The 26117-nt window shown below is 59.1% G+C and carries 20 protein-coding genes and 6 pseudogenes; 20 read left to right on the forward strand and 6 right to left on the reverse strand.

What is annotated here, in order from left to right; genetic code table 11:
* The first annotated feature begins 23 nt into the window (after positions 1-23).
* Both RHM58_RS01690 and bfr read left to right on the forward strand, forming a co-directional pair.
* Positions 24-242, forward strand: a complete 219-nt coding sequence (locus RHM58_RS01690; RefSeq protein WP_008057530.1) for a bacterioferritin-associated ferredoxin — start codon at positions 24-26, stop codon at positions 240-242.
* Between the two features lie 199 nt (positions 243-441).
* The gene (bfr, locus tag RHM58_RS01695) at positions 442-915 is read left to right on the forward strand and encodes a bacterioferritin (RefSeq protein WP_149657986.1); all 474 of its coding nucleotides are present in this window, start codon (positions 442-444) and stop codon (positions 913-915) included.
* A gap of 162 nt (positions 916-1077) precedes the next feature.
* On the opposite strand, the gene grxD is transcribed toward bfr, so the two are convergent.
* From grxD to RHM58_RS01710, 3 genes are all read right to left on the reverse strand, one after another.
* Positions 1078-1419 carry a Grx4 family monothiol glutaredoxin gene (gene grxD / locus RHM58_RS01700; protein WP_122840070.1) on the reverse strand — a complete coding sequence of 114 codons (342 nt, stop codon included), beginning with the start codon at positions 1417-1419 and terminating at the stop codon, positions 1078-1080.
* 97 nt (positions 1420-1516) lie between these two features.
* Positions 1517-3622 carry a molybdopterin oxidoreductase family protein gene (locus tag RHM58_RS01705; RefSeq protein ID WP_322269511.1) on the reverse strand — a complete coding sequence of 702 codons (2106 nt, stop codon included), beginning with the start codon at positions 3620-3622 and terminating at the stop codon, positions 1517-1519.
* A 134-nt stretch (positions 3623-3756) separates the two neighbouring features.
* Entirely contained in the window at positions 3757-4047 is a 291-nt protein-coding gene (locus tag RHM58_RS01710; protein WP_322269513.1) for a hypothetical protein, read from the reverse strand.
* A gap of 407 nt (positions 4048-4454) precedes the next feature.
* On the opposite strand from RHM58_RS01710, the gene argF reads away from it, so the two are divergent.
* Positions 4455-5375, forward strand: a complete 921-nt coding sequence (gene argF / locus RHM58_RS01715; protein WP_201206331.1) for an ornithine carbamoyltransferase — start codon at positions 4455-4457, stop codon at positions 5373-5375.
* Positions 5372-6482 (forward strand): annotated as a pseudogene (locus RHM58_RS01720) (ABC transporter ATP-binding protein). Before argF ends, RHM58_RS01720 begins: the two are co-directional and overlap by 4 nt.
* 115 nt (positions 6483-6597) lie before the next feature.
* On the opposite strand, the gene RHM58_RS01730 reads toward RHM58_RS01720, so the two are convergent.
* Complete coding sequence (locus RHM58_RS01730) at positions 6598-7380, reverse strand: PhzF family phenazine biosynthesis protein (protein WP_322269514.1); 783 nt, start codon at positions 7378-7380, stop codon at positions 6598-6600.
* A gap of 93 nt (positions 7381-7473) precedes the next feature.
* A pseudogene (gene ybaK / locus RHM58_RS01735) lies at positions 7474-7942 on the reverse strand (Cys-tRNA(Pro) deacylase).
* Between the two features lie 372 nt (positions 7943-8314).
* On the opposite strand from ybaK, the gene RHM58_RS01740 reads away from it, so the two are divergent.
* The 13 genes and pseudogenes from RHM58_RS01740 (at position 8315) to RHM58_RS01800 (ending at position 21939) form a co-directional block, all read left to right on the forward strand.
* Positions 8315-9166 carry an MIP/aquaporin family protein gene (locus RHM58_RS01740; protein WP_322269516.1) on the forward strand — a complete coding sequence of 284 codons (852 nt, stop codon included), beginning with the start codon at positions 8315-8317 and terminating at the stop codon, positions 9164-9166.
* 75 nt (positions 9167-9241) lie between these two features.
* Positions 9242-10748 (forward strand): annotated as a pseudogene (glpK, locus tag RHM58_RS01745) (glycerol kinase GlpK).
* A 95-nt stretch (positions 10749-10843) separates the two neighbouring features.
* Positions 10844-11599 (forward strand): DeoR/GlpR family transcriptional regulator, encoded by a 756-nt coding sequence (locus tag RHM58_RS01750; RefSeq protein ID WP_027922833.1) that lies wholly within the window; start codon positions 10844-10846, stop codon positions 11597-11599.
* Between the two features lie 333 nt (positions 11600-11932).
* Positions 11933-13470, forward strand: a pseudogene (gene glpD, locus RHM58_RS01755) (glycerol-3-phosphate dehydrogenase).
* Positions 13471-13899: 429 nt separating this feature from the next.
* Complete coding sequence (locus tag RHM58_RS01760; RefSeq protein ID WP_322269518.1) at positions 13900-14814, forward strand: glutamate/aspartate ABC transporter substrate-binding protein; 915 nt, start codon at positions 13900-13902, stop codon at positions 14812-14814.
* Positions 14815-15031: 217 nt separating this feature from the next.
* Positions 15032-15778, forward strand: coding sequence for an amino acid ABC transporter permease (locus tag RHM58_RS01765; RefSeq protein ID WP_201193826.1), 747 nt, complete (start codon positions 15032-15034; stop codon positions 15776-15778).
* Positions 15778-16449, forward strand: a pseudogene (locus RHM58_RS01770) (amino acid ABC transporter permease). Before RHM58_RS01765 ends, RHM58_RS01770 begins: the two are co-directional and overlap by 1 nt.
* Positions 16446-17180 carry an amino acid ABC transporter ATP-binding protein gene (locus RHM58_RS01775; RefSeq protein WP_201206348.1) on the forward strand — a complete coding sequence of 245 codons (735 nt, stop codon included), beginning with the start codon at positions 16446-16448 and terminating at the stop codon, positions 17178-17180. Before RHM58_RS01770 ends, RHM58_RS01775 begins: the two are co-directional and overlap by 4 nt.
* A gap of 237 nt (positions 17181-17417) precedes the next feature.
* The gene (locus RHM58_RS01780; RefSeq protein ID WP_322269519.1) at positions 17418-19319 is read left to right on the forward strand and encodes a sensor histidine kinase; all 1902 of its coding nucleotides are present in this window, start codon (positions 17418-17420) and stop codon (positions 19317-19319) included.
* On the forward strand, positions 19316-20644 hold the full coding sequence (locus tag RHM58_RS01785; RefSeq protein ID WP_201206351.1) for a sigma-54-dependent transcriptional regulator: 1329 nt from the start codon (positions 19316-19318) through the stop codon (positions 20642-20644). The genes RHM58_RS01780 and RHM58_RS01785 overlap by 4 nt, the downstream gene beginning before the upstream one ends.
* Positions 20645-20652: 8 nt before the next feature.
* Entirely contained in the window at positions 20653-20982 is a 330-nt protein-coding gene (locus tag RHM58_RS01790; protein WP_201193861.1) for a GlpM family protein, read from the forward strand.
* A gap of 167 nt (positions 20983-21149) precedes the next feature.
* On the forward strand, positions 21150-21524 hold the full coding sequence (locus RHM58_RS01795; RefSeq protein ID WP_090188490.1) for a transporter: 375 nt from the start codon (positions 21150-21152) through the stop codon (positions 21522-21524).
* A gap of 31 nt (positions 21525-21555) precedes the next feature.
* Positions 21556-21939, forward strand: a complete 384-nt coding sequence (locus RHM58_RS01800; protein WP_322269521.1) for an EamA family transporter — start codon at positions 21556-21558, stop codon at positions 21937-21939.
* A 171-nt stretch (positions 21940-22110) separates the two neighbouring features.
* Here the strand turns inward: RHM58_RS01800 and RHM58_RS01805 are convergent, their stop codons facing one another.
* Complete coding sequence (locus tag RHM58_RS01805) at positions 22111-22863, reverse strand: MipA/OmpV family protein (RefSeq protein WP_201256402.1); 753 nt, start codon at positions 22861-22863, stop codon at positions 22111-22113.
* 218 nt (positions 22864-23081) lie between these two features.
* Between RHM58_RS01805 and RHM58_RS01810 the strand changes: the two genes are divergently transcribed.
* From RHM58_RS01810 to RHM58_RS01820, 3 genes and pseudogenes are all read left to right on the forward strand, one after another.
* Entirely contained in the window at positions 23082-23804 is a 723-nt protein-coding gene (locus RHM58_RS01810) for an HAD-IB family phosphatase (protein ID WP_201256401.1), read from the forward strand.
* A pseudogene (locus RHM58_RS01815) lies at positions 23797-25193 on the forward strand (aspartate aminotransferase family protein). The gene RHM58_RS01810 and the pseudogene RHM58_RS01815 overlap by 8 nt, the downstream one beginning before the upstream one ends.
* Positions 25190-26068: an alpha/beta hydrolase gene (locus tag RHM58_RS01820; protein ID WP_201256399.1), complete on the forward strand. Its 879-nt coding sequence runs from the start codon at positions 25190-25192 to the stop codon at positions 26066-26068. Before RHM58_RS01815 ends, RHM58_RS01820 begins: the two are co-directional and overlap by 4 nt.
* Positions 26069-26117: the final 49 nt, after the last annotated feature.

The following is a 26117-nucleotide window of genomic DNA, read 5'->3' on the forward strand; positions in this document are numbered from 1 at the left end:
CAACCAGCGACGGTTCTCACTTTATGTATGTCTGCCTCTGCACTGGCGTCACCGACGGTCAAATCCGCGATGCAATCTATGAAGGTTGCTGCAGCTACAAGGAAGTCCGTCAGGCCACCGGCGTAGCCAGTCAATGCGGTAAATGCGCCTGCCTTGCCAAGGAAGTGGTGCGTGAAACCCTGACCAAGCTGCAAACGGCCCAGGCCGCTATTCCATTTCCTGTTGAATTTACTGCTGCGTAATTACCGTATTTCAAAAATACCGGACTCATGTCCGGTTTTTTTATGCCTGAAAATCAACCGCTTAGGTACTAGACGCGGAACACAAACATTCTTATTCCGATTAATTTTCATATAAGTTTCAATAACTTAGGTTTGACACTCTTAAATACGCGGCTCAAACTCTGCCTTATAGTCAGTTAATAAAGGGCAGGACCCCATCATGAAAGGCGACATTACAGTCATCCAGCATCTCAACAAGATCCTTGCCAATGAGCTGGTCGCGATCAATCAATACTTTTTGCATGCGCGCATGTACGAAGATTGGGGCCTGAACAAGCTTGGCAAGCACGAGTACAAAGAATCCATCGATGAGATGAAGCACGCCGACAAGCTGATCAAGCGAATTCTGTTCCTTGAAGGCCTGCCGAACGTCCAGGACCTGGGCAAGCTGCACATCGGCGAGCACACCAAGGAAATGCTTGAGTGTGACCTGCGTATCGAGCGCACCGGTCATGCGGATCTCAAGGTCGCGATCGCGCATTGCGAAACCGTCGGCGACTTCGGCAGCCGTGAACTGCTTGAAGATATTCTTGAATCCGAAGAAGAACATATCGACTGGCTGGAAACCCAACTGGGCCTGATCGATAAAGTCGGTCTTGAGAACTATCTGCAATCGCAGATGGGCGAAGAGTAGGAGCTGCCGCAGGCTGCGATCTTGGCGATTGCAGCCGCAATAGTGCAGTAACTTCTTAAGTGCAATAAAAAGCCCCGCCTTCTTTCGAGAGGCGGGGCTTTTTTACATCTTGAAGATCAAAAGATCGCAGCCTTCGGCAGCTCCTACAAGGGAGCCTGCGCTTTAGGCTTCGGTCTTGGTCGCAGCAGCAGCTTCGACAGCAGCCTTGATGGTGGTTTGCAGCGAACCGTCTGCAGCCATCTCGGTCATGATGTCGCTACCGCCGACCAGCTCACCACCGACCCACAGTTGCGGGAAGGTTGGCCAGTTCGCGTACTTTGGCAGGTTGGCGCGGATTTCCGGGTTCTGCAGGATGTCCACGTAAGCAAACTTTTCACCACATGCCATCACGGCCTGCGCGGCTTTTGCGGAGAAGCCACACTGCGGGGCATTCGGCGAGCCTTTCATGTAAAGCAGAATGGTGTTGTTAGCAATCTGCTCTTTAATCGTTTCGATGATATCCATGGAGCACCTCGGCTGAACTTTCCGACTCAAGGGTCGGCACGGTGGCGCATTGTAACGGAAACCCGAGCGCCATGCTCGGTCTCCCCGACAGACACGCTCAAGCGGCTGCCACGGTCACCGGCACACCATTGAGCGCCGCATTCCCCGACAACTCGTCGAGCTGACATTCGTCAGTCAGGTCATTGGCGCTAGACCCGGGCTGGCTGCTGGCAATCGTCATCTGCACGCCTGGGCGCGCATGGCCCCAACCGTGCGGAAGGCTGACCACGCCTCTCATCATATCCAGACTGCCGAGCACCTCAACTTCGATCACGCCAACCCGCGAACTGACCCGTACTCGCTGCCCATCGCTAAGCCCACGACTGCTGAGGTCATCCGGATGCATCAACAGTTGATGCCGCGGCTTGCCCTTCACCAGACGGTGATAGTTGTGCATCCACGAGTTGTTGCTGCGCACATGCCGTCGGCCAATCATCAACAGTTCATCAGCAGCCGGTGCTTGCAGCGATGCAAACCGGGCCAGATCTGCAAGGATCGCTGCCGGCGCGGCCTGGACATGTTGGTTCGCGGTTTTGAGCCGTGGTGCCAGGTTGGATTTGAGCGCGCCCAAATCAACGCCGTGAGGATGATCGAACAAAGACTCCAGCGACAACTTGTGCTCCGACGCATCGCCGTACAGCCCCATCCGCAAGCCACGGTCGATCATTTGTGCCGGGGCAATGGTCGGTTTGAGCTCCTTGCCGGTCTTCGCGGCAAAGGCCTCGGCCAGACCGACGAAAATTTCCCAGTCATGCAGCGCGCCCTCCGGCTTGGCGAGGATCGCCCGGTTGAAGCGCGTGACGTTACGCACGGCAAACATGTTGAACGTGGTGTCGTAGTGATCGTTTTCCAGGGCTGAGGTCGACGGCAGGATCAGGTCGGCGTAACGGGTGGTTTCATTGATGTAGAGGTCGATGCTGACCATGAACTCCAGCCCGTCCAGCGCTTGCTCCAGTTGCCGGCCATTGGGCGTCGACAACACCGGATTGCCGGCCACGGTGATCAGCGCACGAACCTGCCCTTCCCCGCCGGTGAGCATCTCCTCGGCCAGCGCCGACACCGGCAATTCGCCGCCGAACTCGGGACGTCCGGACACCCGGCTCTGCCATAGATTGAAATGCCCACCCGAAGTCGACGCCACCAGATCCACCGCCGGCTCAGTGCACAGTGCACCGCCGACCCGGTCGAGGTTGCCGGTCACCAGGTTGATCAACTGCACCACCCAATGGCACAACGTACCAAAGGCTTGAGTCGAAACCCCCATGCGGCCGTAGCAGACCGCCGTCGGCGCTGCCGCAAAGTCTCGGGCCAATTGGCGAATCTGCTCGGCGGGAACGGCGCACAGTGGGCTCATGACCTCGGCCGTGAAGCCCGCGACCGCCGCACGCACCTCGTCTAGACCATCCACTGGCAAATGGCTGTCGCGGGTCAGGCCTTCGGCAAACAACGTATTGAGCATCCCGAACAACAACGCCGCATCGCCACCGGGTCGCACGAACAGATGCTGATCGGCAATCGCTGCCGTTTCGCTGCGGCGTGGATCAACCACCACTACTTTGCCGCCCCGGGCCTGAATCGCTTTCAGCCGCTTCTCCACATCCGGCACGGTCATGATGCTGCCGTTGGACGCCAACGGATTACCGCCCAGGATCAACATGAAATCGGTGTGATCAATATCCGGAATCGGCAACAGCAAGCCGTGGCCGTACATCAAATGGCTGGTCAGGTGATGAGGCAACTGATCGACCGAGGTCGCAGAAAACCGGTTACGGGTTTTCAGCAGGCCAAGAAAGTAATTGCTGTGAGTCATCAGCCCATAGTTGTGCACGCTGGGGTTGCCTTGATAAACCGCCACCGAGTTCTGTCCATGACGCGCCTGAATCGCAGCCAAGCGTTCGGCTACAAGGTTGAAGGCGTCTTCCCACGCGATGGCCTGCCATTCGCTGCCGACCCGGCGCATCGGCTGGTGCAAGCGATCCGGGTCGTTCTGGATGTCTTGCAGGGCTACGGCTTTGGGGCAGATATGCCCGCGGCTGAACGTATCCTGCGGATCACCCTTGATCGAGGTGATCTGCACGCGACCTTCGGCCTCGGTGGTTTCGATGGTCAGGCCGCAAATGGCTTCACACAGGTGGCAGGCACGGTGATGGAGAGTCTTGGTCATGGCCAGTCTCTGTTTTGTTCTGGGCGGGCAATATCGGCCGCGGGAACAAAACTATGGCGCCTGCCCCGTCGCTGCGCCAGCGACGTTCGTCTTGTGAATCGGCAACCATCAGGACAGCCGATGGCCGCGGGGAATCAGTTCGGCGGCAACCGGGGAGGCAACTCCATCTGAATCTCCTGGACGGTTTCGATCTCCTCGTGGGCAACATGCACGCCGGTGAGTTCGCCGATCAGCCGCCAATGTTCATCGAGCCCGGTGCTGATGGTGGCCATGCGGTCGATCATCCGGCGACCCGCGGCCTTTGTCACTTCGTCGTCACTGCGCATCAACTCAAAGGACATTGAGGTCATGGATGCCGTGAGGTGAGTCAGGGAGCGGGCCGTGAGACCGAGTAGTGCCATCAATTGCTGTTCTTTCGATTCCATTCTTAAGCCTTCCTGCGTCGCTCGTGAGGTAGTTATAACCCAGCACTTTGCATTAGCAAATGTTTCAGACGAGACACAGTGCCACTACGTATCACGAATCATAGGTCAGAAACCGACTATCGCTATGCCGTCCCCGCCCCGTTTGATTGCAATGCCCGACGAGCCCGGTGTACAAATGACGGGCTGCTTTCAGGAAACAGGCTTCAAAAGCGCTACTGCGGTCACCCCGTAGCCCCTCTGAACTCCCCTAAAAACTGTAGCCCTATTGGTAAGACGCGACATTTAATTATAAGATCGCGCCTTCCCCTATTTCGTCGCCCCGTGCGGCTTACGCCGCAGGTCTCGCCCGTTTTTCAATTAAACAAGGCTTTGAGCATCTGCGGTCTGTAGCAAAAAGGTAGTCAATGATGAGCGCAAGGCACTTTCTCTCCCTGATGGATTGCACGCCCGAAGAGCTGGTCAGCGTGATCCGTCGAGGCGTTGAGCTCAAAGACCTGCGTAACCGCGGCGTACTGTTCGAGCCTTTGAAAAACCGTGTCCTGGGGATGATTTTCGAGAAGTCCTCGACCCGTACTCGCATCTCCTTCGAAGCGGGCATGATCCAGCTCGGCGGCCAGGCGATTTTCCTGTCGCCGCGCGATACCCAACTGGGTCGTGGCGAGCCGATCGGCGACTGTGCGATTGTCATGTCGAGCATGCTCGACGCGGTGATGATCCGTACCTTCGCCCACAGCACCCTCACTGAATTTGCCGCCAACTCCCGCGTACCGGTGATCAACGGCCTGTCCGATGACTTGCACCCGTGCCAGTTGCTGGCCGACATGCAAACCTTCCTTGAGCATCGCGGCTCGATCCAGGGCAAGACCGTGGCCTGGATCGGCGACGGCAACAACATGTGCAACAGCTATATAGAAGCCGCGATCCAGTTCGACTTCCAGTTGCGTATTGCCTGCCCGGAAGGTTACGAACCAAACGCTGAATTCGTGGCCAAGGCCGGCGATCGTGTGACCATTGTCCGCGATCCTCTGGATGCCGTGCGCGGCGCCCACCTGGTCAGCACTGACGTCTGGACCTCCATGGGCCAGGAAGAAGAAACCGCCAAGCGCCTGAAGCTGTTCGCACCGTTCCAGGTCAACCGCGCCCTGCTCGACCAAGCCGCTGCGGATGTGCTGTTCATGCATTGCCTGCCGGCCCACCGTGGCGAAGAAATCAGCGTCGATCTGTTGGATGACCCGCGCTCCGTTGCCTGGGACCAGGCGGAAAACCGTCTGCACGCACAAAAAGCCCTGCTGGAGTTTCTGGTCGCGCCGGCGTACCACCACGCATGAGTCAGCCATTACTGCTCAACCTGCGCAACCTTGCCTGCGGCTATCAGGACCAGCGAGTTGTGCAGAACCTCAACCTGCACTTGAATGCCGGCGACATCGGCTGTCTGCTGGGCTCTTCGGGCTGCGGCAAGACCACCACCCTGCGGGCCATCGCTGGTTTTGAACCGGTGCACGAAGGTGAAATCCAGCTGGCTGGCGAGACCATCTCCAGCGCCGGTTTCACCCTCGCCCCGGAGAAACGCCGGATCGGCATGGTCTTCCAGGACTACGCACTGTTCCCGCATTTGAGCGTGGCCGAGAACATTGCCTTCGGGATTCGCAAGCATCCGCAAAAGGATCGCGTCACCGAAGAGTTGCTGGAACTGGTCAACCTGAAGAACCTCGGCAAGCGCTTTCCCCACGAGTTGTCCGGTGGCCAGCAGCAACGCGTTGCCCTACGCCCGCGCCCTGGCGCCGGGGCCGCAACTGTTGCTGCTCGACGAACCGTTCTCCAACCTCGATGGCGAATTGCGGCGCAAGCTCAGCCATGAAGTACGCGACATTCTCAAGGCCCGTGGCACCAGTGCAATTCTAGTGACTCACGACCAGGAAGAAGCTTTCGCTGTCAGCGATCATGTCGGGGTTTTCAAGGAAGGTCGCCTGGAACAATGGGACACTCCCTACAACCTGTATCACGAACCGCTGACACCGTTTGTGGCCAGTTTTATTGGCCAGGGCTACTTCATTCGTGGCCAGCTAAGCAGCCCGGAGTCGGTGCAGACCGAGCTCGGTGAGTTGCGCGGCAATCGCGCCTACACCTGGCCAACTGGCGGCGCGGTGGATGTGTTGTTGCGCCCGGACGATATCGTTTATGCGCCGGACAGCACCTTGAAAGCACGCATTGTTGGCAAGACGTTCCTCGGTGCGTCGACCTTGTACCGCTTGCAGATGCCAACCGGCGCACAGCTGGAATCGATCTTCCCGAGCCATGCCGACCATGAGGTAGGTGCTCAAGTGGGCATTCGTGTGGCGGCTGAGCATCTGGTGCTGTTCCAGGCATCTGGCAGCACGGCGGCGCAGATTCCGCTGGTCGAATCCGGCGTGCGGCGGTACAGCACCGTTAGCTGAAAAACACGGACCCATGTGGAAGCGGGCTTGCTCGCGAAAGCGGTGTATCAGTCAATGATGATGTCGACTGACAGTCCGCTTTCGCGAGCAAGCCCGCTCCCACATTAGATTTGGGTCAGCCGAGGTGCAGCGTTCCGCTCGCGACCAGCGTCGCATTCCCCCCGATCTTCACCCGATCCCCTTCCAGCCGACAAAACAACTCACCGCCGCGCGCCGAGCACTGATACGCCGTCAGACTCGACTTGCCCAAGCGCTTCGACCAGTACGGAATCAAACTGCAATGGGTTGAGCCGGTCACAGGGTCTTCGTTGATGCCGATTGCTGGCGCGAAGTACCGGGACACAAAGTCATGCTTGCCTCCCTTGGCGGTGACGATTGCACCGGGCCATGGCAGTTTCGCCAGGGCAGCCATGTCTGGTTTGCAATCGAGCACGGCCTGCTCGGATTCCAGCACCACCAACAGCTCGTTCGAACCCAGCACATCCACCGCCTCCACGCCCAGGACGCGCTCAACGTCAAGGGTCACGCCGACTTCCGTCGGCACTCGCGCCGGGAAGTCCAGCCACATCCGCTCGCCTTCGCGGCTGACACTCAGCGGGCCGGACTTGCAGATGAAGTCCAGGCGTTCGGCCGGTTCTTTATAGATTTCAAACAGCACGAACGCACTGGCCAGGGTCGCATGCCCGCACAGCGGCACTTCGGTTGCCGGGGTAAACCAGCGGATATGCCAGACCAGGCCTTCACGTACCACGAAGGCGGTTTCGGCGAGGTTGTGTTCGGCGGCGATTTTCTGCATCAGCTCATCGGCGAGCCAGGCATCGAGGCGATACACCATCGCCGGGTTACCACTGAACGGCCGATCACTGAACGCGTCGACCTGATGAAATTCAAGCTGCATAACTGACTCCCTAAGTCTGGTCACCGAGCATGAAGCTGGCGTTCAACAGGCGCCAGTGACAGACCAGGCAAATTTGCACCATACAGCGTCGACTCAAACCCGACCGATATCGGCGAACTTCGCCTGGGTGTGTTCGGCCAGGACCGCAGGCGCCAATTCGACTTCAAGACCACGTCGCCCGGCGCTGACAAAAATACTGGCGAAGGGTTGAGCCGAGTTATCGATAAAAGTGCGCAGTCGCTTCTTCTGCCCCAGCGGACTGATGCCGCCCAACAGATAACCCGTCGCCCGTTGTGCCGCCGCCGGGTCGGCCATTTCGACTTTTTCACCCCGGCCGCGTGCGCCAGGTGCTTTAAATCCAGACTTCCGACGACCGGTACCACCGCCACCAGTAATTCGCCCTTTTCACTGGCTGCCAGCAAGGTCTTAAACACCCTTGTTGGATCCAAACCCAGCTTTTCCGCGGCCTCCAGACCGTAGGACGCTGCCTTCGGATCATGTTCGTAACTGTGCACGTAATGTTCGGCACGAACTTTTTCAACAAATCCAATGCGGGGGTCATGGCATCTCCAGGCTCGGCGACAGAAGAAAAATACTGCTCAGGATTCTAGATCATTGATCAACAGAAGGCTCTATTACGGCACTGTTTCAAAGGCTTGGAACCGCCCGTTTCCATTAGGTCGCAACCCCTTCTATCAGTGACCCACACGATCATTGATGCGACGAATAGCTTAAATATGACTGATGGTTCACTTTCGACCTTTGACATCAGCGTTTCTTGTCTATATTTTTTCGAATGCGAATACTGTAGGAATGATCCCGAAGTAGTACTCGGCAGTAAACCAAGATCAGGATGGGGATCCTGCCTCGGTGAAAATCGCGCTTTGACCAAGATGATAAAGCGCCAGACAACAACAAAAAAATGAGGTTTTCGATGACAACTGCTTTGAAACAACCGTCGCTCTCGAGCCAATGCATGGCCGAGTTCCTGGGTACTGCACTATTGATCTTTTTTGGTACGGGTTGCGTTGCCGCGCTCAAGGTCGCGGGTGCCAGTTTTGGTCTATGGGAAATCAGCATCATTTGGGGCGTAGGCGTCAGCATGGCGATCTACCTGACCGCCGGGGTTTCCGGGGCTCACCTCAATCCTGCAGTCAGTATCGCCCTGAGCATTTTCGCTGACTTCGAAAAGCGCAAACTGCCCTTCTACATCCTTTCCCAAATCGCTGGTGCATTCTGCGGCGCGCTGTTGGTTTACACGCTCTACAGCAATCTATTCCTCGATTACGAACAAACTCACCACATGGTGCGTGGCACTCAAGCAAGCCTTGAGTTGGCGTCGGTGTTCTCCACTTTCCCGAACCCGGCCCTGTCCACTGCCCAGGCGTTCCTGGTTGAAATGATCATCACCGCCATCCTGCTGGGCGTGATCATGTCCCTGACCGACGACAACAACGGCTTGCCAAAGGGTCCGCTGGCGCCGCTGCTGATCGGCCTGTTGATTGCGGTGATTGGTAGCTCGATGGGCCCGCTCACCGGTTTCGCGATGAACCCGGCACGTGACTTCGGTCCCAAGCTAATGACTTTCTTCGCAGGCTGGGGTGAAGTTTCCTTCACCGGCGCACGCGATATCCCGTACTTCCTGATTCCGATTTTTGCACCGATTGTCGGTGCCTGCCTCGGTGCTGCTGGCTATCGCGGGCTGATTGCCCGTCATCTGCCGACTCCCGAACCTGCTACAAAGGACGCAACACCGGCCATTGACGGCAAACCAAGAACCTCTTGATACCGTTGGCGCGCGATCCTGCCCATTTGATCGCGCGCCTGACCTCACCTCCTTATTTCGTCCAAGGCAATCGACATGACCGACATTCAGAATAAGAACTACATCATTGCCCTCGATCAGGGTACGACCAGCTCCCGCGCGATCATTTTCGACCGCGACGCGAACGTGGTCTGCACCGCACAACGTGAATTCGCCCAGCACTACCCGCAAGCCGGCTGGGTCGAGCATGACCCGATGGAAATTTTCGCGACCCAAAGTGCCGTGATGGTCGAGGCCCTGGCTCAAGCCGGCCTGCATCATGACCAGGTGGCGGCCGTCGGCATCACCAACCAGCGCGAGACCGCCGTGGTCTGGGACCGCACCACCGGGCTCCCCGTCTACAACGCGATCGTCTGGCAGGACACGCCGCAGCACCGAGATCTGCCAACAACTCAAACGCGATGGCCACGAGCAATACATCAGCGACACCACCGGCCTGGTCACCGACCCGTACTTCTCCGGCACCAAGCTGAAGTGGATCCTCGACAACGTCGAAGGCAGCCGTGAACGTGCGCGCAACGGCGAACTGCTGTTCGGCACCATCGACAGCTGGCTGATCTGGAAATTTACCGGCGGCAAAGTCCACGTCACTGACTACACCAACGCCTCTCGCACCATGCTTTTCAACATCCACACCCTGGAGTGGGATGCGAAGATGCTGGACGTGCTGGATATCCCGCGCGAAATGCTGCCGGAAGTGAAGTCGTCGTCCGAAATCTACGGCCACACCAAAAGCGGCATCGCCATCGGCGGTATTGCCGGCGACCAGCAGGCTGCCCTGTTCGGCCAAATGTGCGTCGAGCCAGGCCAGGCGAAAAACACCTACGGCACCGGTTGCTTCCTGCTGATGAACACCGGCGACAAAGCCGTGAAGTCCAAGCACGGCATGCTGACCACCATCGCTTGCGGCCCTCGCGGCGAAGTGGCTTATGCGCTGGAAGGCGCGGTGTTCAACGGTGGTTCGACCGTGCAGTGGCTGCGTGATGAACTGAAAATCATCGCCGATGCCACCGACACCGAATACTTCGCCAGCAAGGTCAAGGACAGCAACGGCGTGTACCTGGTGCCGGCCTTCACCGGTCTGGGCGCTCCGTACTGGGACCCGTATGCCCGTGGCGCACTGTTCGGCCTGACTCGCGGCGTACGCGTGGATCACATCATTCGTGCCGCACTCGAATCGATCGCCTACCAGACCCGTCGACGTGCTCGACGCCATGCAACAGGACTCCGGCGAACGCCTGAAAGCCCTGCGCGTGGATGGCGGTGCGGTAGCGAACGACTTGCTGATGCAGTTCCAGGCCGACATCCTCGGCACGCACGTTGAGCGTCCGCAAATGCGCGAAACCACGGCACTGGGCGCCGCTTACCTGGCCGGCCTGGCGTGCGGTTTCTGGGGCAGCCTGGACGAGTTGCGCGGCAAGGCTGTCATCGAACGCGAATTCGAACCGGCCCTGGAAGAAACCGCGAAGGAAAAACTCTATGCAGGCTGGAAAAAGCCGTCAGCCGCACCCGCGACTGGGAACCTCATGAAGGCGCTGAATAAGCCAACGTAAGTACTCGTATCGGTATGTAACTGGTAGGGAGCAGATTCCTGCGGCATCATGGGCAAATTTTGCACGGCAGCCCAAAGGAAGCCCCATGAATCTGCCTCCCCGTCAGCAGCAAATCCTCGAGCTGGTCCGCGAACGCGGCTATGTCAGCATCGAGGAAATGGCTACGCTGTTCGTCGTTACACCGCAAACCATTCGCCGCGATATCAATCAGCTCGCGGAAGCCAATTTATTGCGTCGCTACCACGGCGGCGCAGCCTACGACTCCAGTGTCGAAAACACCGCCTACGCCATGCGCGCCGACCAGATGCGCGATGAAAAGCAGCGTATCGGCGAAGCCATTGCGGCCCAGATCCCCGATCACGCCTCGCTGTTCATCAATATCGGCACCACCACCGAATCGATTGCCCGGGCGCTGCTCAACCACAATCACCTGAAAATCATCACCAACAACCTGCACGTCGCCTCAATGCTCAGTGCCAAGGACGATTTCGATGTCCTGCTGACCGGCGGTAACGTGCGGCGTGACGGCGGTGTGGTGGGCCAGGCGAGTGTCGACTTCATTAACCAGTTCAAGGTTGATTTCGCCCTCGTCGGCATCAGTGGTATCGATGAAGACGGCAGCCTGCTGGACTTCGATTACCAGGAAGTGCGGGTGTCCCAGGCGATCATCGCCAACGCCCGGAAAGTGATTCTGGCGGCGGACTCCAGCAAATTCGGGCGCAATGCCATGATTCGTTTGGGGCCGATCAGTTTGATTGATTGCCTGGTGACTGATCAGCAGCCCGTTCCGGCGCTGGCGCAGCTGTTGAGTCAGCACAAGATTCGGCTGGAAGTGGTTTAACCCCCTTTCGAAAGCAGTGCGCTCCCTTGTGGCGAGGGAGCTTGCTCCCGCTCGGCTGCGCAGCAGACGCAAATCAGACGACAGGTTCTTCCTGAAATACCGCAATTGCCAATTTTAGGGCCGCTTCGCAGCCCAGCGGGAGCAAGCTCCCTCGCCACAGAAGCACTCTCCACCCTCGCTCAATGTTCGTAAATTTTCCTTTAATGGCCCTTCGATCAGTATTTTCAATCGAAGTTGACTAGCTGTGGGCGCCTTTATGGGCTACCATTTTCGCAAATGAACATTAATGTTCGAATTCAAATATCGAAAATCATAAAAGCCCGAGGCCAGCCGATGCCCACTTCTACCTTGCCTACTCCCCTCTCGCCGAGGTCTACGATATCGCCGTCATCGGTGGTGGGATCAATGGTGTGGGGATTGCAGCGGATGCCGCCGGTCGCGGTCTTTCGGTGTTCCTTTGTGAAAAGGACGATCTGGCCAGCCACACCTCGTCCGCCAGCAGCAAGCTGATCCACGGCGGCCTGCGCTACCTCGAACATTACGAATTCCGCTTGGTACGCGAAGCGCTGGCCGAGCGCGAAGTGCTGTTGGCCAAGGCCCCGCACATCGTCAAGCAGATGCGCTTCGTGCTGCCACATCGCCCGCACCTGCGCCCTGCGTGGATGATCCGCGCCGGCCTGTTCCTTTATGATCATTTGGGCAAACGCGAAAAACTCGAAGGCTCGAAAAGCCTGAAGTTCGGTCCGGACAGCCCGCTGAAAAGCGAAATCACCAAAGGCTTCGAATACTCCGATTGCTGGGTCGACGATGCCCGCCTGGTGGTCCTGAATGCCATGGCCGCTCGCGAGAAAGGTGCCCACGTTCACACCCAGACCCGTTGCGTCAGCGCCCGTCGCGCCAAGGGCCTGTGGCACCTGAATCTGGAACGTGCTGACGGCAGCCTGTTTTCGATCCGCGCCAAGGCGCTGGTGAACGCCGCCGGCCCGTGGGTCGCCAAGTTCATTCGTGACGACCTGAAAATGGATTCGCCGTACGGTATCCGCCTGATCCAGGGCAGCCACCTGATCGTGCCAAAACTGTACGAAGGCGAACACGCGCATATCCTGCAAAACGAAGATCAGCGCATCGTGTTCACCATTCCGTACCTGAACCATTTCACCCTGATCGGCACCACCGACCGCGAGTACACCGGCGACCCGGCTGCCGTGGCGATCACCGAAGGCGAAACCGATTATCTGCTCAAAGTGGTCAACGCCCACTTCAAGAAGCAAGTCAGCCGCGAGGACATCCAGCACAGCTATTCCGGTGTGCGTCCGCTGTGCAATGACGAGTCAGACAATCCATCGGCCGTGACCCGCGACTACACCCTGGCGTTGTCGGGCAGTGGCGAAGAAGCACCACTGCTGTCGGTGTTCGGCGGCAAGCTGACCACCTATCGCAAACTGGCCGAGTCGGCGCTGGCTCAACTGGCGCCGTACTTCACGCAGATCAAGCCAAGCTGGACCGCGACGGCCACCCTGCCCGGCGGCGAAGACATGACCACCCCGCAAGCCTTGAGCGCACGGATCCGCGACACGTTCGACTGGGTGCCCACCGAAATCGCCCGCCGCTGGGCTACCAGCTACGGCAGCCGCACCTGGCGCATGCTCGAAGGCGTGCAGAGCCTCAGCGACCTGGGTGAACACATCGGCGGCGGTCTCTACACCCGCGAAGTCGATTACTTGTGCAGCGAAGAGTGGGCAACCACCGCTCACGACATTCTGTGGCGCCGCAGCAAACTGGGGTTGTTCACCACCGAAGCCGAACAGCAGAAGCTCGCGGACTACCTGAGCAAGGTCGAGCAGAACCGCAGCAAGATCGAAGCGGCCTGATCGGGAATCCGGTTATACGAAAGCCCCTGAATCGTGAGATTCAGGGGCTTTTTGCATTATTGGCAAAACTGCAGGAGCGAGGCTTGCCCGCGAAGGGGTCACTGCGGCTTGCCTGAAGCACCGCGTTATCGTTCTTCGCGGGCAAGCCTCGCTCCTACGGAATATCGGGGGATTGCATTCGGTTTTCCGAACGCGACCCGTCGGCCGATTCGGTTTACCGGATAATTCGACGGTATTTTCAGCGCCATCAATATTTAATATCCTTACAAATCAATATCTTGATCCACATCACCTGGCCTGGCACGAGTCATGCTCTACACTCTGGGACGAATGTACTGCCGTGCCCAATCTTCAGGAGCACCCAGGCACTCGAAGCACAAAAGGGCCGACGAACTGGCTCCATAAAAAAACAATGTCGAGGAAAATTTGATGCGCATCGTTCCCCATATCCTGGGCGCAGCCATTGCTGCCGCTCTGATTACCACTCCAGTTTTCGCTGCCGAACTCACCGGCACACTGAAGAAGATCAAAGAGTCCGGCACCATCACCCTCGGGCATCGTGACGCCTCCATTCCGTTTTCCTATATCGCGGACGCTTCCGGCAAACCGGTTGGCTACTCCCACGATATCCAGCTGAAAATCGTCGAAGCTATCAAGAAAGACCTCGACCTGCCGGACCTCAAGGTCAAATACAACCTGGTCACCTCGCAAACCCGTATCCCGCTGGTGCAAAACGGCACCGTGGACGTCGAGTGCGGCTCCACCACCAACAACATCGAGCGTCAGCAGCAAGTTGACTTCTCCGTCGGCATCTTCGAAATCGGCACCCGCCTGCTGACGAAGAAAGATTCCGTGTATAAGGATTTCGCCGACCTCAAGGGCAAGAAGATCGTGACCACCGCGGGCACCACGTCCGAGCGCATCCTCAAGTCGATGAACGCCGACAAGCAGATGGGCATGAACGTCATCTCCGCCAAAGACCACGGCGAGTCCTTCCAGATGCTGGAATCGGGCCGCGCTGTTGCTTTCATGATGGACGACGCCTTGCTGGCGGGTGAAGCGGCCAAGGCCAAGAAGGCTGATGACTGGGCCGTTACCGGCACTCCACAGTCCTACGAAATCTACGGCTGCATGGTCCGCAAGGGCGACGAACCATTCAAGAAGGCTGTAGACGACGCGATCGTAGCCACCTACAAGTCGGGCGAGATCAACAAGATCTACGAAAAATGGTTCATGCAGCCAATCCCGCCTAAGGGCCTGAACCTGAACTTCCCGATGAGCGACGAACTCAAGAAGCTGATCGCCAGCCCGACCGACAAAGCGGCTGACGACAAAAAATCCTGATTTCTGACTAACCCTATCTCCTGAGAGGGCGCCTGCCCTTTCAGGTGGTTGTCATTCCCTGCTGGCATTTTCTGGAAACACTCGAACCGGTGGTTGTCGAGCCGATCGCGTGTGCCTGATCTTAGTGGCCTGTACCACACAGGCCACCCAGGTTGGGCGGGAACGGAGCTTCCCCAAGCGGGCACTTGTACATTGATCGATCCGAGGGGAGACCCTAATGAATTACAACTGGGACTGGGGCGTGTTCTTCAAGTCCACCGGCGTGGGCAGCGAGACCTATCTCGACTGGTACATCTCCGGTTTGGGCTGGACTATCGCCATCGCCGTCGTGGCGTGGATTGTTGCCTTGCTGCTGGGCTCGATCCTGGGTGTCATGCGCACCGTACCGAACCGCGTCGTATCGGGCATCGCGACCTGCTACGTCGAACTCTTCCGTAACGTGCCGCTGCTGGTTCAGCTGTTCATCTGGTACTTCCTGGTGCCCGATCTGCTGCCGCAAAACCTGCAGGACTGGTACAAGCAAGACCTGAACCCGACCACCTCGGCCTACCTGAGCGTTGTCGTGTGCCTGGGTCTGTTCACCGCTGCTCGCGTTTGCGAACAAGTGCGCACCGGCATTCAGGCGTTGCCACGTGGCCAGGAATCCGCCGCGCGTGCCATGGGCTTCAAGCTGCCGCAGATCTACTGGAACGTGCTGCTGCCCCAGGCCTACCGCATCATCATTCCGCCGCTTACCTCGGAATTTCTGAACGTCTTCAAGAACTCGTCCGTGGCCTCGCTGATCGGCCTGATGGAGCTGCTCGCGCAGACCAAACAGACTGCCGAATTCTCCGCCAACCTGTTCGAAGCCTTCACCCTGGCGACCCTGATCTACTTCACCCTGAACATGAGCCTGATGCTGCTGATGCGCCTGGTCGAGAAGAAAGTCGCCGTACCCGGCCTGATCTCCGTAGGGGGTAAATGATGGATTTCGATTTCAGCGGCATTATTCCGTCCCTGCCCGGCCTGTGGAACGGCATGGTCATGACCCTGCAACTGATGACGCTGGGCATCATCGGCGGGCTGATCCTCGGCCACCATCCTGGCGCTGATGCGCCTGTCGTCGAGCAAACTGCTGTCGCGGGTTGCCGGCGCCTACGTGAACTACTTCCGTTCGATCCCGCTGCTGCTGGTCTCACCTGGTTCTACCTGGCGGTGCCGTTCGTGCTGCGCTGGATCACCGGCGAAGACACCCCGATCGGCGCGTTCACCTCGTGCATCGTGGCGTTCATGATGTTCGAAGCGGCGTACTTCTGCGAAATCGTCCGCGCTGGCGTGCAGTCGATTCCCAAGGGCCAGATGGGCGCAGCCCAGGCACTGGGCATGAGCTACGGCCAGATGATGCGCTTGATCATCCTGCCGCAAGCGTTCCGCAAGATGACCCCGCTGTTGCTGCAACAAAGCATCATCCTGTTTCAGGACACCTCGCTGGTCTACACCGTCGGCCTGGTGGACTTCCTCAATGCCTCGCGCGCCAGTGGCGACATCATCGGCCGCTCCAATGAGTTCCTGATCTTCGCAGGTCTCGTGTACTTCACAATCAGCTTTGCCGCCTCGCTGCTGGTCAAGCGTCTGCAAAAAAGGTTTGCCGTATGATCTCTATCAAGAACATCAACAAGTGGTATGGCGACTTCCAGGTACTGACTGATTGCAGCACCGAGGTCAAAAAAGGCGAGGTGATTGTGGTCTGTGGCCCGTCGGGCTCAGGCAAATCGACCCTGATCAAATGCGTCAACGCGCTCGAACCGTTCCAGAAAGGCGACGTGATCGTCGATGGCACGTCCATCGCCGACCCAAAGACCAACCTGCCGAAACTGCGTTCGCGGGTGGGCATGGTGTTCCAGCATTTCGAGCTGTTCCCGCACCTGACTATCACCGAAAACCTGACCATCGCGCAGATCAAGGTGTTGGGCCGCAGCAAGGAAGAAGCCACCAAGAAAGGCCTGCAATTGCTGGAGCGCGTCGGTTTGTCGGCCCACGCTCACAAGCATCCGGGCCAACTCTCCGGTGGCCAGCAACAGCGTGTGGCGATTGCCCGTGCGCTGGCCATGGACCCGATCGTCATGCTGTTCGACGAACCGACCTCGGCCCTCGACCCGGAAATGGTCAACGAAGTGCTCGACGTGATGGTGCAACTGGCCCAGGAAGGCATGACCATGATGTGTGTGACCCACGAAATGGGCTTCGCCCGTAAAGTGGCCGACCGGGTGATCTTCATGGACGCTGGCAAGATCATTGAAGACTGCCCGAAAGAGGAGTTCTTCGGCGACATCAACGCCCGCTCCGAGCGTGCGCAGCACTTCCTCGAGAAGATTTTGCAGCACTAAGAAAGGCACCGCTCCCCAACTGTGGGAGCGGGTTTGTGTGGTGAGGGGCTTGCCCCGTTGGGTCGCGAAGCGGCCCCGGCATTTCAAAGTTAAACCGCATGCAATGGGTTTACGACTGCTTCGCAGCCGAACGGGGCGATGCGGCGTTCCGACAAGCCCCCTCACCACAGGCCCGCTCCCACATTGGATCGGCGGTGGCTTCTAGATTTGTGTTGTGGTTGACCCAAGGCATCTGTGATGAAATGCGACCCCACTCTCTATCGCGCAGCGCCGCCATCACTCGCCGTGAAACCCCGTCTGATTCGCCATCTGTTCCTGCCGCCGCTGGTCATCGCCCTGATGATCGGGTTGGGTTACATCGGCTTCTGGGTCAGTGAGCACTACGGGATTCGCAGCCTCAGCGAGAACGGCCAGCGTCAGCTGGAACTGCACGCCCGCGCCGTCGAGAGCGAGATCAGCAAGTACACCTACCTGCCCAGCCTGCTGGAACTTGAATCCAGTGTTTCAAAACTGCTCGACGACCCAACGCCGCAAACCCGGCAAACGGTCAACGATTACCTTGAAGGCCTGAACCGGCGCAGCCGCAGTCGGGCTATCTATGTGATGGACACCACCGGTCGCGTTTTGGCCACCAGCAACTGGCGCGATGTCGACAGTTACCTCGGTGAAGACCTGTCCTTCCGTGCCTATTTCCAGAATGCCATCCGAGGCCAGCCGGGGCGGTTCTACGGCATCGGTAGCACCAACGGCGAACCCGGTTATTACCTGGCTCACGGCCTCGAAGAACACGGCAAGATCATCGGCGTCGCGGTGGTCAAGGTGCGTCTCGAAGCCATGGAAGAACGCTGGCAGCGCGCGCGCCTGGAAGCCTTCGTCAGCGATGAGAACGGCATCATCATTCTCTCCAGCGATCCGGCGCGGCGGCTCAAGTCAGTGGTGCCGCTGAGCGACGAGACCAAGGAAAAACTCGCCCGCAGCCTTCAGTACTACTGGTTCCCGCTGAACGAACTGCAACCCCTGGCCCGCGAAACCCTGGCCGAAGGCGTGGAGAAACTGACGTTCCCCGCCAACAGCGAACTGGCCTCCGACGAACAAGACATCACCTACCTGGCCCAGACCCGGCCCTTGAGCGACACCCCGTGGAATTTCACCCTGCTCACGCCGCTGGCAGACTTACGTCGTGAAGCAATCAATCAGGGGATTCTGGTGGCCGTGGCGTTTGCCTTGGTGGCGTTCCTGCTGATTGCCTGGAACGAACGGCGCAAGGTCATCGCCACCCGCCTCGCCGCCCGGGAAGCCTTGCAGGAAGCCAACAATCAACTGGAGCGTCGGATTACCGAACGCACCACCGACCTGCGGGCCAGCAACGAACGGCTCAAAGGTCAGATCCGCGAACGCCGCCAGGCCGAAGAGACGTTACGCCGGGCTCAGGATGAACTGGTCCAGGCCGGTAAACTGGCGGCCATCGGCCAGATGTCGACCAGCATTGCCCACGAATTGAACCAGCCACTGGCCGCGCTGCGGACCTTGTCCGGCAACACCGTGCGCTTCCTCGAGCGCGGTCAGCTGGACGTCGCCAGCACCAACCTGAAAACCATCAACGAACTGATCGACCGCATGGGCCGGATCACCGCCAGCCTGCGCTCCTTCGCCAAACGCGGCGATGACAAGGGCCAGGCCAGTCTGGGCAAAGCCGTCGACGCGGCGCTACAACTGCTCGGCAGTCGGGTGGAAAGCGCTCACCTGCAACCGCATCGCGACTTCAAAGATGTGCAGGTGCAGATCGACCAGACGCGGCTTGAACAGATTCTGGTCAACCTGATCGGCAATGCCCTCGACGCCATGCAGGCCCAACCGCTACCGGAACTGTGGCTGGAAGGCGAAGAGTTCGACGGCAAATATCGCCTGCGGGTGCGCGACAACGGCCACGGCATCGACGCCGAAGCGCGCAAGCATTTGTTCGAACCGTTCTTCACCACCAAACCCGGCGCACAGGGCCTGGGCCTCGGCCTGACCCTCTCCGCCAGCCTGGCCGCGGCCACTGGCGGCCACTTGGGTGTCGAACACCCGGCCAGCGGTGGCACCACCTTCGTCCTCAGTTTACCGTTGGTAAGCCCCACTCCCGCCGAGCCAATATGAACAACGACCTTAGTGTGCTGATCGTCGAAGACGACCCCCATGTGTTGCTCGGCTGCCAACAGGCGCTGACCCTGGAAGACATTCCCTGCGTCGGCGTGGGCAGCGCCGAAGAAGCGTTGGAGCGAGTCGGCGAGAACTTTGCCGGCATCGTCATCAGCGATATCCGCCTGCCGGGCATCGATGGCCTGGAATTATTGACCCGGCTCAAGGCCCGGGATCGCAGCCTGCCGGTGGTGCTGATCACCGGCCACGGCGACATCTCCATGGCCGTCGGCGCGATGCAGAAAGGCGCCTACGATTTCATGGAGAAACCGTTCTCCCCGGAACGTCTGGTAGACGTCGCCCGGCGAGCGCTGGAACAACGCAGCCTGGCCCGTGAAGTCTCGTCGCTGCGCCGGCAACTCGCCGAGCGTGATTCCCTCGAGGGCCGGATCATCGGCCGCTCGCCTGCGATGCAGAACCTGCGCGAATTAATCGCCAACGTCGCCGATACCTCGGCTAACGTGCTAATTGAAGGCGAGACCGGGACGGGTAAAGAACTGGTCGCCCGTTGCCTGCATGACTTCAGTCGTCGGCACACCAAGCAATTCGTCGCGCTGAACTGCGGCGGCCTGCCAGAGAACCTCTTCGAAAGCGAAATCTTCGGCCACGAAGCCAACGCCTTCACCGGCGCTGGCAAACGGCGGATCGGCAAGATCGAACACGCCGATGGCGGCACGCTGTTCCTCGACGAAGTGGAAAGCATGCCGTTGCCGTTGCAGATCAAACTGCTGCGGGTGTTGCAGGAACGTACCCTCGAACGCCTCGGTTCGAACCAGAGCGTGGCGGTGGATTGCCGGGTGATTGCAGCGACCAAGTCCGATCTGGATGAGTCGAGCAAGGCCGGCGAATTCCGTAGCGACCTGTATTACCGTCTCAATGTGGTGACCCTGGAACTGCCTCCACTGCGCGAACGTCGCGAAGACATCCTGCAACTGTTCGAGCATTTCCTGCAGCAGTCGTCCCTGCGTTTTGACCGCGCGGTGCCGGACCTGGATAACCAGACCCTGTCCAACCTCATGAGCCACGACTGGCCGGGCAACGTGCGCGAACTGCGCAACGTCGCCGAGCGTTTTGCCCTCGGTCTGCCAGCCTTCAAGAAGTCCGGTGCCAGCGGCAGCAATCAGGGCCTGGCCTTCGCCGAAGCGGTGGAAGCCTTCGAACGCAACTTGCTCAACGACGCCTTGCAACGCAGCGGCGGCAACCTGACCCAGGCCAGCCTGGAACTGGGAATGGCCAAGACCACGCTGTTCGATAAAGTTAAGAAGTATGGGTTGAGCCACTGATGGACCTGATTCTCAAGGCTGCTCTGGGCGCGGGTGTGGTGCTGATCCTCGCCGCGCTGGCCAAAACCAAAAACTACTACATCGCAGGCTTGGTGCCGCTGTTTCCGACCTTTGCCTTGATTGCGCATTACATCGTTGGAAAGGGTCGTTCGGTAGACGATTTGAAGACCACCATCGTGTTTGGCATGTGGTCGATCATTCCGTACTTCGTCTATTTGGCGACGTTGTACGTGATGGTCGACCGGATGCGGTTGGAGGCTTCGTTGGCGGTGGCTGCGGTAGGCTGGTTGATCGCCGCGACCGTGCTCGTCAGCGTTTGGGTACGCGTCCACGCCTGACCAGTTGATCACCAAAATCTAATGTGGGACTGCGGCGCTGATGACTGGCCCGTCCCTTGCATTTACCCCCAAAGCCCTCTCGGCCGGCCTTCATGTGTGATGAACCCTGGTGTCTGAGAGCGCCCGCCAAAGGGTGAATCCTGACCGTGACCTTCTTAGATCCCGACCTGACGCTGACCGTCGTGCTGCTGGTCGCCTTTTCCATCGTGCTGGACGTCATCGGCCAGCTCTGCTTCAAGCTCGGCCTGGACCGTTTGCCAGAACTGGAAGGCGGTTTCCGGCTGAACGCGTTCTGGGGCCAGGTGTTCAACGCACCGCTGCTGTGGGCCGGTATCGGCGCTTATGCGCTGGAGTTTTTCGTCTGGCTGGAAGCCCTGTCCCGCGCGCCTCTGAGCCTGTTGTTCCCCGCAGGAGCCCTGGCCTATTGCGGCGTGGTGCTGGCGGGCAAAGTGGTGCTCGGTGAAACCGTCAGCCGCCGACGCTGGCTTGCAACCCTGGTGATTACGGTGGGCGTGATGCTCGTGTGTGCCGGCCATGCCTGACGCTCAATTGATCAGCAAAAGGAACAACTCGATGGATTGGCTGCACGGGCGATTCGGCACTGTAGTGCTCTGGGCGCTGTTGATTCTTCTGGAGAGTGCCGGGCAGATCGCGACCAAAGTCGGCGGCGATCAGTTGGGGCAGATGACCTTCAGCCTGCAATGGCTACAAGCCGTGATCGTCGACCCCGGCGTACTGTTTGCGGTGGGCTGCGGCATCGGCGCGTTCTTCGTGTGGATGCTGATTTTGCGCCGCAGCAGTCTGTCCCTGGCGTTTCCGCTCAGTTCGCTGGTATTCGTCGGGGTGTTATTGGGTTCGTGGCTGGGGCTGGGCGAGCAGATCAGCCTGCTGCACTGGGTGGGCGTGGCGGTGATTATTGGTGGGATTGCGTTGTTGGCGGAAGGCGAACAAACCTGAGGGCTACGCGATCCATTGTGGCGAGGGAGCTTGCTCCCGTCGGGGGCGCAGCGGCCCCAGCAATCTGTCAGTAGAATCACATTGGCAGGTTTACGACTGCTTCGCAGCCGAACGGGGGCAAGCCCCTCGCCACACAAGCTCGCTCGCCACAGAGATCTGAGTGTTTTCAGGTTATTTGAACTTGTAAGCCACCGCAGCCTGCACTTCACCCTGATCGGGATTCCCCACCTGTTTGACGATGCTGCTGTCCGCCGCCGAACCGGTCAGGTGAATCCAGCTGGCGCTGGTCACCAGCGACCAATGCGGGGTCAGTGGAAATTCGAAGCTCTGGGTCAGCGCGACATTCTGCAAACCACCACTGGCGTTGTACCGGGCAATGCCCGAGTTCTGCGAGGCGTGAGCACTGACGCCGAAAAACGCCTGATTTTGCTGGGCATCGGCGAAGTGCGCGGTCAGATTACTACTGCCGATCACGCCGCCACCCAGTGGATAACCGATCTCGCCACCCAAGCGCCCGACCACGCCGTCCGGCCCGCCGATGGCCTCGCCGATCGAGGCAAATACCCGCCAGAAATCAGCCGGTGCGTACTGCACAAAACCACCGACGACGCCCATATCCGGCACATCGTGCAAGCCTTGCAAATCACCGTTGGCAGTGCGCCCCGGCAGGTAATTCAGAAACGGCCCGGCGCTGAAACCATTGGCCTTCAAGGCGCTCCAGGTCAAACCGTCGTCAGTGCTGAGGCTGACATCGCCCCAGTCCAGATCCAGATACGGCACCGGCCGGGTTTCATTACGGCTGCCGGTCGGATCGTGGGGCTGATAACTCAGGCCCAAACCCGCTTCACCTGTGATGCCTTCGGCCATGACTTGGGCTGGCAGGCACGTCAGCGCCGCGAATAAAACAACTGTAATCCTCACCATGAGGCACTTCCTTATCTGAACATGCGCGCATCAATCCTCGTTTTGCCGATCCTGCGCAAGCACTCATGTTGTTTGTAGCAAGCTACAAAAATTGTAGCTTGCCTGACACAACCCCCTACCACAACCCCGGCAATACGGGGCCAGACCGGGTTGGCACAGTCCCTGCTCTACCCCCTTGGCAAGCGCAAACAGCGCGCCCTGCTCAATAGGTAAAGCAGATGAATGATTGGCATATCGTGTGTGATTTCGACGGGACCATCACCCGCACCGACGTGATCGACAGCATCCTCCAGCGTTTCGCCGACCCAAGCTGGGAAGCGATCGAAGATGAGTGGCTGCGAGGCGACATTGGTTCGCGTGAGTGCCTCAGCCGCCAGCTCTCGCTGGTCAAGGCCACGCCGACCGACCTGCTCGCCTTTTTCGACACGATCGAAATCGATCCGGACTTCCCCGACTTCGTCGATCACGTGATCGGCCTCGGCGCCTCCCTTGAAGTGGTCAGCGACGGCATCGAACAAGGCATCGCGCGAATCCTCGCGCGCAACTACGTGACCCTGTTGCCGATCCTCGCCAACCGTTTGCGTCAACTCGATCACGAGAGCTGGCGCATCGACTTTCCATACTCCAGCGATGCCTGCCGCGCCGCTTCCGGCAACTGCAAATGCAAGTCCACGCCCAAGACCAAACGCGTGTTGGTGATCGGCGACGGTCAGTCCGACATGTGCGTGGCCTCCACCGCCGACTTCGTGTTCGCCAAGGATCGCCTGGCCGAGCACTGCGAGCGCAACGGCATTGCCTACGCCCGCTTCGACAGTTTCGCCGAGATCCCGGCCCTGCTGGCCCAACTGCCGGCCGGCCGCGCAGCCAACGCTACCGCTTTCGCCCTTGAAACCACTTCTGACTACGCGTCAAACAATCAGGAACTCTTCAATCATGTCTGATATCCGAATTGCTACTCCCGAAGACCAGGTGCTTCTGGATAAAGAAGCCAAGTACTGCTCTTACGGCGACACCGTTCACTACATCGATCCGCCGCGTATTTTCAGCCGTTGCGAAGGTTCCTACGTCTGGGACACCGAAGACCAGGCTTACCTCGACCTGCAAATGTGGTACTCGGCCGTTAACTTCGGTTACGCCAACCCGCGCCTGAACAACGCGCTGAAACAGCAGATCGACACCCTGCCGCAGATCGCCAGCCAATACCTGCACAAAGGCAAAATCGAGCTGTCGGAAATGATCGCCGTCGATGCCAAGAACAAGTTCGGCCTCGACGGTCGCGTGCACTTCAACGTCGGCGGTTCGCAGTCCATCGAAGACTCGCTGAAAGTCGTGCGTAACGCTTCCAACGGCAAGAGCCTGATGTTCGCCTTCGAAGGCGGCTACCACGGCCGTACCCTCGGCGCGTCGTCGATCACCTCCAGCTTCCGCTATCGTCGCCGCTACGGTCACTTCGGCGAGCGCGCCAACTTCATCCCGTTCCCGTACCACTTCCGCGGCCCAAAAGGCATGACCAAGGAAGAATACGGCAGCCAGTGCGTGCAGAATTTCGCTCGCCTGTTCGAGACTGAATACAACGGCGTTTGGGACCCGAAAACCAACCAGTGCGAGATACGCGGCGTTCTTCGTCGAGCCGATCCAGGGCGATGGCGGCATCGTCATCCCCGCCGATGAACTTCTACAGCGAACTCAAGCAAGTGCTGGATCAGCACGGCATCCTGATGGTCGTCGACGAAATCCAGATGGGTTTCTGGCGCACCGGCAAGCTGTGGTCGATCGAACACTTCGACGTCAAACCGGACGTGATCGTCTTCGGTAAAGCGCTGACCAACGGCCTAAACCCGCTGGGCGGCATCTGGGCCAAAGAAGAACTGATCAACCCGAAAATCTTCCCGCCAGGTTCGACTCACTCCACCTTCGCGTCCAACCCATTGGGCACCGCGGTAGGTCTGGAAATGTTCAAAATGACCAGCGAAGTCGACTACGGCGCGATGGTTATGGCCAAGGGCAAATACTTCCTTGAAGGCCTGAAAGAACTGCAAAAACGCTACCCGATCATCGGCGACGTCGATGGCCTGGGCCTGGCTCTGCGCTGCGAAATCTGCGGCCCGGACGGTTTCACTCCGGACAAGGCCACCCTGGACTTCATGGTCGACGAAGGCATGAAGGGCGACATCGAAGTTGATGGCAAACGCCTGGGCCTGATCCTCGACGTGGGCGGCTACTACAAGAACGTGATCACCCTGGCGCCGTCGCTGGAAATCAGCTACCCGGAAATCGACCTCGGTCTGGCCCTGCTCGACCGTCTGCTGCACCGGGCAATGAAACGATGAACCACGACGAGATCGATCTTGGCGAAGGCAACGCCGGTTTCGTTCTCGGCACAGGGGAGGTCGCGGTGGTGTTGATCCACGGCCTCACCGGCACCCCGACGGAACTCCGTCGGGTGGCCATGGGCCTGGCGAAAGCCGGGCACACGGTCTACGTGCCCACCCTGGCCGGGCACTGCGGTGGTAACGCCGACCTGCAAGCCACTGGCTGGCGCGACTGGTACGAAAGCGCGCGCAACACCTTCGTCGGTGTACGGCGCAAGCACGAACGCGTATTCGTCGGTGGCTTGTCCATGGGCGCGGTCATGTCGATGTACATGGCAGCCGAGCACCCGGGGCAAATCGAAGGGCTGATGCTGTATTCGACCACCCTGCGCTACGACGGCTGGAGCATCAACAAACTGGCGTTCCTCACGCCATTGCTGATGAAAATCCCGTTCGGCGTGAACCTGTGCAGCTTCGAAGAAAAACCACCTTACGGCATCAAGAACGAACGCCTGCGGGCGATCGTCGAGCGTCAGATGAAGGAAGGCGAAAGCAGCCAGGCCGGTTTGCTGACCATGGAAGGCGTCACTGTGCGCGAACTGCACCGTCTGAACGCCGTCGTGAAAAAACGCATGCCGTCGATCACCACGCCTGCGTTGGTGGTGCACTCCATCGAAGACGACATCACCAGCCGCTGGAACGCCGATTACGTTGAACGCAAGCTCGGCGGGCCGGTGGTCAAAGTGTTGCTGGATGACTGCTATCACATGATCACCGTCGACCTGCAATATCGCCGGGTGATTGAACTGAGCGTGGACTTCATCGATCAGCGCTTCATGCAACAACGCTCCGCCCCGCTCCCCCTGCGCGAAGAGTATCGGCAGTTAGCCTGACAGCCTGGCGCACCCGGTTGTAGACGGGTCGCCACTGGCGGGGCAATGT

The sequence above is a fragment of the Pseudomonas sp. 10S4 genome (genome assembly GCF_034344865.1).
Classification (GTDB): domain Bacteria; phylum Pseudomonadota; class Gammaproteobacteria; order Pseudomonadales; family Pseudomonadaceae; genus Aquipseudomonas.